This window comes from Bacteroidales bacterium (assembly GCA_035353855.1).
In the GTDB taxonomy this organism is placed as follows: domain Bacteria; phylum Bacteroidota; class Bacteroidia; order Bacteroidales; family CG2-30-32-10; genus DAOQAK01.
Genome location: DAOQAK010000014.1, coordinates 57,505 through 65,201, shown reverse-complemented (window position 1 = coordinate 65,201; position 7,697 = coordinate 57,505). Strand labels below are relative to the sequence as shown.

The following is a 7,697-nucleotide window of genomic DNA, read 5'->3' as shown; positions in this document are numbered from 1 at the left end:
GGTGCCACTGGTGCAACGGGAGCCACTGGAAATAATGGTATAGACGGTGCCACTGGTGCAACGGGAGCCACTGGAAATAATGGTATAGACGGTGCCACTGGAGCAACAGGCGCCACTGGTGATAAAGGTGACAAAGGTGATACTGGTAATGTTGGAGCTACTGGAGCTACAGGAAATAACGGTATAGACGGTGCTACTGGTGCAACGGGAGCTACTGGAAATAATGGTATAGATGGAGCCACTGGTGCTACTGGAAATAATGGCGTAGACGGTGCTACTGGTGCAACAGGCGCTACTGGTGATAAAGGCGACAAGGGCGATACTGGTAATGTTGGTGCTACCGGCGCTACCGGTGAAACAGGCGCTCAGGGTATAACTGGTGCTACAGGAGCAACAGGTTCTGTAGCATCATTAACAGATTCACATATTTTAGTTGGCAATAGTAGCAATTTACCAACTGATGTTGCAATGAGCGGTGATGTAACTATTAATAATTCCGGAGTTACTGCAATCGGAGCAGGTAAAGTTACCAATGCAATGCTCGCTGGCTCAATAGACCTCACTACAAAAGTTACAAATATATTACCTATTACTAATGGAGGGACAGCATTGGGAACTACGCCAAATAATGGTGAATTACTAATAGGTAATGGGACAAATTATTCTCTTTCTACTTTAACAGGTACTTCAAATCAGGTATCAGTAGCTAACGGCTCTGGAACTATTCAATTATCTCTACCCCAAAATATTCATACAGGAGCTTCACCATCATTTACAGGGCTTAATTTATCCGGATTAGCAGCTTCTTCAGGCATTTATACTGATGCATCTAAAAATCTTACAAGTACAGCGCCTACTTCAGGAATACTTGGTTATTGGTCACGTACAGGAACTACGCTTTCAACGGCTAATTCCGGTGATGAAATAACTACTTCAGGTAATATTTCTACTTCGGGTACAGGTACTATAACATCTGCCGGTTTGTTAACTGCAAGCAAAGGATTTACTGCAACAGGTGCTGATATAAGCTTAAATGTAAGTTCCAATTTTAACACAAATATTAATACAGGTACATCTACTGGTAATGTTACTATTGGAAATAGTTTAAATAATATAAATTTTCCTAAATTAAATGCATCAAGTGTGGTACTTACAGATGCAAGTAAGAATCTTACTTCAATAGCTACTCTTTCTATTGCTAATGGAGGAACTAACTCTACAGCTAATCCAACAAATGGAGGTATTGCATATGGTAATGGATCTGCTTATAACTTTTCAGCAGCAGGTTCTACTGGACAAATATTACAATCAGCAGGCGCAAGCTCTCCTACTTGGAGTACTGCTACTTATCCTGCAACAGCTGGTACTAAAGGCAACCTTCTGGTATCTGACGGAACTAATTTTGTATCAACACCATTATTATTATCAGCTTCTGCTGCATTGGATTTTCCGAAAACTGACAAACTATCATCATCTGATTTAACTATAACAGTTACAGGTGCAACTGTAGGAGATGTTGTAGCTATTGGTGTTCCTAATTCTGCAGCAATTGCTAATACCTGTTATACTGCATGGGTATCTGCAGCAAATACTGTAACTGTAAGATTTAATAATTATAACAATAATACTGCTCAAGACCCTGCATATGACACTTTTAAAGTAACAATAATTAAATAATAATTTATTATATAAAAATTGTGAAAATAAAATTAAAAATATATTATCTGTTTTTATACATATTACCAGGATTTTCATTCGGGCAAAATACTATTATTAATTCCGGAGTAACTATTGTGAATACAAATAATTTCATTTCAAAAGGTAATTTTATTAATGATGGTACTTATACCGATAATACCGGTACTGTTGTTTTTTCAGGCAATACACAGGAAATTGACGGAACATCATCAACTTCTTTCAATAATATTACGGTGTCTTCAGGAAGTACAACAACAGTAACTACTTCAGGACATTCTGTAAAAGGGATTCTTCTTAGCAACGGAACATTGAATGCCGATGGGAACATTACCCTGCTTTCAACTGCATCAAAAACGGCGATGATTGATGGAAGCGGAAGTGGAGATGTGTTGGGAAATATCATCATGCAACGCTATCTTGCATCAGGTTTTGGATATAAATATTTAAGTTCACCTTTCCAATCGGCAACTGTAAATGAACTTTCAGATGATATCGATTTAGGAGTTTCTTTTGCTACCTTATATCGTTATGATGAAAGTCAGATAAATTCCGGATGGATAAGCTATATAAATACATCTGGTATTCTTAATCCGATGGAAGGTTATTCTGTAAATTTTGGCGCGGTATCATCACCTGTAACATTTGATATTAAAGGTGAAGTGAATAATGGTGATCTGCAAACCACGCTATACAATAATAATAAAACCTACACGAAAGGTTTTAATTTAGTTGGCAATCCATACCCCTCTCCTATTGACTGGGATGCATCTTCCGGCTGGACCAAAACAAATATTGATGATGCTTTATATTTTTTTAATGCAGGAACTACTAACCAATATAAAGGAACATATAGTACATATATCAATGGCGTTTCGAGCGACGGAATTGTAAATAGTATTATTCCTTCAATGCAGGGAGTATTTGTTCATGTAAGCAATGGTACCTTTCCTGTTTCGGCAACTCTTGGATTTTCAAACGAAGTAAGAATAAATGACCTTGCACCAAGTTTTCATAAAAAAGAATTAAAACAAGATATTCCTCTGCTTAGGCTAATAGCATACTTTAAAGATAATGCTTCATATACTGATCCTGTTGTTATTTATTTTAACAATTCGGCTTCAATGAATTTTGAAAAAGATTATGATGCTTTAAAAATATTTAACAGCGATGATCTTATTCCGAACCTGTATGTTGCAACACCTGACGCAGCACAGTTAAGCATCTGTTCAATGCCCTACCCTGCTGATTCTTTAACTACCGTACCACTTGGCATTACGACTGAAAGTGACGGATGGGTTTTATTTAAAGCAAAAGATATTTATGAAATGCCATCGGATATTCACGTTTATCTATACGACACAAAAACCGGGTATTATAATTTACATGATGAGCAGGAATGCCACTTATATTTAAAAGGCGGTGAATATGAAAATCGCTTTTATATAGTATTCAGTAAAAAAGACCTGCAATATTTTCCAACTACTGATGAAAAATTCTTTGCGTATGGCAACAATAATAAATTATTTGTTTACCTGAATTTACAAAATAATGAAACAGGAAATCTGTTAGTAAGTAATTTATTAGGACAAACAGTATATAAAGAAGAGCTTAATGGAAATGGTTATCATGAGATAGATGTGAATATAAATCGTGGTGTATATATTATAACTCTTCAGTCTACAGAATATAAATATTCGAAAAAAATATTTATAAGTGATAAATAATTTTGAAATATATAAATGAGCAATAATAAAGTTGAAATACCAAAAAAAATATTGAATCAGAAATTATTACCTTTTTTGATTTTGTTTTTTATTTTCATATTTACTGATTTTATAAATTCCTATGCTCAGCCTGAAAATCCTCCTGCACCTATGATTGTAACTAAAATAAGGGATATGAGTTTTGGTGCATTTGCACAAGGTATTGCTGGAGGCTCAGTCACTATCGACCCATATGGTGTGCGTTCAAGTTCTGGTGACATAATTTTACTGAATTTGGGATATTTATATTACCCTGCAATTTTTGAAGTTGATATAAACCCAGGCACAGTAATAAATCTTACATTAGGATCAAAAATCTCATTAGTAGATGAAATAACAGGGCATTCAATGGAACTTGAGCTAAATAGCATTTACCCAAATACACCATATGTAGTTCCAACAGAAGAAACACAATTTTTTATTGGTGGGATTTTATCTGTTGGCAATAATTTAGATAATCCATCAGGAACCTATATAGGTACATTTTCAGTAATCTTTTATCAGGAATAAATAATTTTGCTCCAATGAAGAAATATGACAAAAGGCAAAAAATCATATTGTATTAATAAAAGCCAAGCATATTTTAATGATATTGTTTTAAAATATCTTATACCCTTTTTTATATTTTTTATCATTCTATTTCCAAATAAAATATTTGCTGATGATGTAGAACCTGAATACGATGAGGTAATGGTAACATTCAACGTACCCCAGGTTGGCAGTACCGAAATCCCTGTAATCATTCGTGGAACTACTTTATACTTACCCGCAGTTGATATTTTTAATTTTTTGAAAATAAAAAATAACCCAACTCCAGGTTTTGAATCAATCACAGGATACTTGTTAACACAAGAAGATTCGTTTAATATTAATAAAGCACAAAATATAATTAAATACCAGGGTAAAACTTTTATTTTATCTTCCACTGATTTTATGTTAACTGAAACGAACCTGTTTTTAAAATCAGATTATTTCGGGAAAGTTTTCGGGCTGGAATGTACGTTTAATTTACGTTCTCTTACTGTTACATTAAACACAAAACTTGATCTGCCAATTATCAGGGAAATCAGGCAGGAGCAGATGCGTAAAAATATCAATAAAATTTCCGGAACTATAGTAAGTGATACAACTATTAAACGCAATTACCCGTTTTTCAAATTTGGTGCATTAGACTGGGCTGCCATCTCACAACAGGAAACAGACATGAAGAGCAATAACCGGCTTAATCTAACATTAGGAGCTACCATAGCCGGCGGAGAAACCAAAATAGATATGAATTATTATAACTATATGCCTTTTTCCGAAAAACATCAATACTACTTATGGCGCTATGTCAATAACGATAAAAAAATTATTAAACAAGTACAGATCGGAAGAATTAACCCTCAGTTAACTTCAACAATATACTCACCGGTTATTGGACTACAGCTTACGAACATACCTACAACCTATGACCGTTCATACGGAACATATATCCTTAGCGACCAGACAAACCCTAACTGGATGGTTGAGCTTTATGTTAACGATGTTTTAATAGATTATACCAAAGCAGATGCTTCAGGTTTCTTTATTTTTAATATCCCGCTTGTTTATGGAAATACTTCTATTAAACTACGCTTTTATGGACCTTACGGAGAAGAAACCTCACGCGAAAAAAACTTAACTATCCCTTTTTCTTTTACGCCCCTTCATACATTACAATATTCCGTTAGCGGTGGAATCATTGAAGATACTTCAACAAGCAAATTTTCACGTTTAACGTTAAATTATGGATTAAGTAATCGTATATCTGTTGGAGGTGGTTTTGAATATCTTTCTTCCGTTACCACGGGTACAAAAATGCCTTTTTTTAATACGTCTATTAGGTTATTTAAAGATCTGCTTATCTCAAGTGAATACACATACGGAGTAAGATCAAAAAATATTCTAAGTTTTAATTTTCGTTCCAAATTACGTTTTGAATTAAATTATATCAAATATAAAAAAGGACAAAAAGCAATAGATTATTCTCAAATAGAGGAACGCCGGGCAATTATATCAATGCCTATAGGAAATAAACGATTCCGCATATACTCAAGACTATCATTTAATCAAATGGTATTTAGTTCTGTAAATTATACCACAACCGAATTACTTCTTTCTTCAGTTTTTAGAAAATTCAGTGTTAGCCTGAATACATATGCAGTACTATCAATGCCCAAGAATCCTTATATCTACAGCAACCTATCCTTATCTTTCAACCTCCCTAAAAAATTTATTTTTACTCCACAGGTTGAATATCGTTACAATGATAATTCAATAATTTTTTATAAAGGAACTTTAGAAAAACGTTTCCTGGAAAATAATTATCTGAGCATATCTTTCTTAAGAAATATAAGTAATAAATTAAGCTATCTTCAAGTAGGAATACGTTATGTTTTTCCATATGCAGAAACCGGTGTAACGTCTGCTGTAAGCAATAAATCCATTATTACTCAACAATCGGCCAATGGAAGTTTGGTTTATAATAAAAAAATAAAGTATCCAATTTTTAGTAATCGTAATTTCGTTGGTAAAGCCGGAATAGTCATTGTTGCATTCCTTGATATTAATTGCAATGGTATTCACGATAAGGATGAACCAAAAGTTACTGACCTTAACGTTAGGGCTAATGGCGGACGAATAATAAATAATTTAAAAGACTCAACCATTCGAATACTGGAGATAGAGCCTTACACAAAATATTTTATTGAAATTGACAACTATAGTTTTGAAAATATTTCATGGCAGGTGAAAAATAAAAATATTTGTATTGAAACAGAACCTAACCAGCTTAAAATAGTTGAAATACCTGTTTACGTTTATGGTGAAGTATCTGGAAATGTATATCAATACAAGTATAAATCAAAGAAAGGCATAGGCCGTATAAAAGTAAATTTCCTGAATGAGAAAGATTCAAGCCTTTTTAAAACAGTACTTACAGAAGATGACGGTTATTTCAACTACCTCGGATTTCCTCCGGGTTCATATATCGCACAGGTTGATACAACACAAATGAATAAACTGGAATTAACTTCTATTCCTTCCATGATCCCGTTTGACATTATAAGTTATAAAAATGGAGACCTGGTTTATAATTTGAATTTCATTCTTAAATCAATTTATAGTAAAGATGTTATTTCGGATGAAAAGGATTATCCTATTGAAAATAATACCAAAGAAAATGCAACGAATGTAATACATGCACCTAAAGAAAATGTGGTATCTACAAAAACAGAATCAAACAATATACAATCAAAAGATTTACAACAGTACCTTGATAATCTTGCAAAACTTAGAAAGATAGCCGTTATTATTTCCGACAAATATAAAACACTGGCTGAAGCAAAAGAAACCAATTCAAAAAAACTTATTGATGATTCTAAAAAAATAACTGATGCTGCTCAAAAACAAAGTATACTAAGTAAATCCGATTCTCTTAAAGCTGATGCTATCAAATTAACGATAGGCTCAAATAAAGCTGCAAATATTGCCAAGCAGTTAGAAAAACGTGAAAATGCAACAAATCCTAAAATTGATTCTGCATTTATTAATTCGTGTACCAATAATTTAATTTACCTGATTATACAGGAAACCGGGGTTAAAAATAAAAAAGACCTTAAAGAAATTGAACAGGTTATTAAAAGCCTTTCTGTGAATATTTCTAAAAACGCGAATACAACTGCTCCTTCAAATAATAAATTAACGCAGAACATCAACACATCTGTAATGGATAATAATGCAAATAATATAACTAAGCCCAATGCAGTAAAACCAAATACAGTAACTAAACCAGCTACCGAAACGAAAACAAATAATGAAACAAAACCGGAAAACAAAAATAAACCTAAAGAAATTGTATTAAGCGATAGTGTTAAAGCGGAAAATTTAAATAAATTCATTAAAACCACAACTGACCCGGCTACTGTTAAAGGCTTATTCTTTACAGTTCAGATAGGTGTTTATAAAAAACCCGATGTAACTAAATTTACCACTATTACCAACCCTGACTTTATTGTAGAAAAATTCAATAATCAATACAGGATTAGCAGTGGTAAATTTTATAATCTGCTTGATGTTAGCGTTCACAAAGAAAACCTGAACAAGCTCGGATTTAAAGATGCTTATATAGTGGGATACTACAGCGGAAAAAAGATTTCATACAAGGAAGCAAAGAAAATATATTACAACCATTAATCCTTATTCAGCGCAATTTTA

General features: G+C 33.3%; 4 protein-coding genes. All 4 read left to right on the top strand.

Going from position 1 to position 7,697, the window contains the following annotated elements:
- A partial coding sequence (locus PKK00_05210) for a hypothetical protein (GenBank protein ID HNW97795.1) occupies positions 1-1,677 on the top strand: 1,677 nt, incomplete at its 5' end.
- A 20-nt stretch (positions 1,678-1,697) separates the two neighbouring features.
- On the top strand, positions 1,698-3,422 hold the full coding sequence (locus tag PKK00_05205; protein ID HNW97794.1) for a T9SS type A sorting domain-containing protein: 1,725 nt from the start codon (positions 1,698-1,700) through the stop codon (positions 3,420-3,422).
- Positions 3,423-3,437: 15 nt separating this feature from the next.
- On the top strand, positions 3,438-3,971 hold the full coding sequence (locus PKK00_05200; protein ID HNW97793.1) for a DUF4402 domain-containing protein: 534 nt from the start codon (positions 3,438-3,440) through the stop codon (positions 3,969-3,971).
- Positions 3,972-3,995: 24 nt separating this feature from the next.
- Positions 3,996-7,676 (top strand): hypothetical protein, encoded by a 3,681-nt coding sequence (locus PKK00_05195; protein HNW97792.1) that lies wholly within the window; start codon positions 3,996-3,998, stop codon positions 7,674-7,676.
- The last annotated feature ends 21 nt before the right edge of the window (positions 7,677-7,697 follow it).

What these genes read in the sequence shown, in the direction of transcription:
- PKK00_05195 (HNW97792.1), top strand. Translation starts at nt 3,996, where the DNA reads ATGACAAAAGGCAAAAAATCATATTGTATTAATAAAAGCCAAGCATAT.
- PKK00_05200 (HNW97793.1), top strand. Translation starts at nt 3,438, where the DNA reads ATGAGCAATAATAAAGTTGAAATACCAAAAAAAATATTGAATCAGAAA.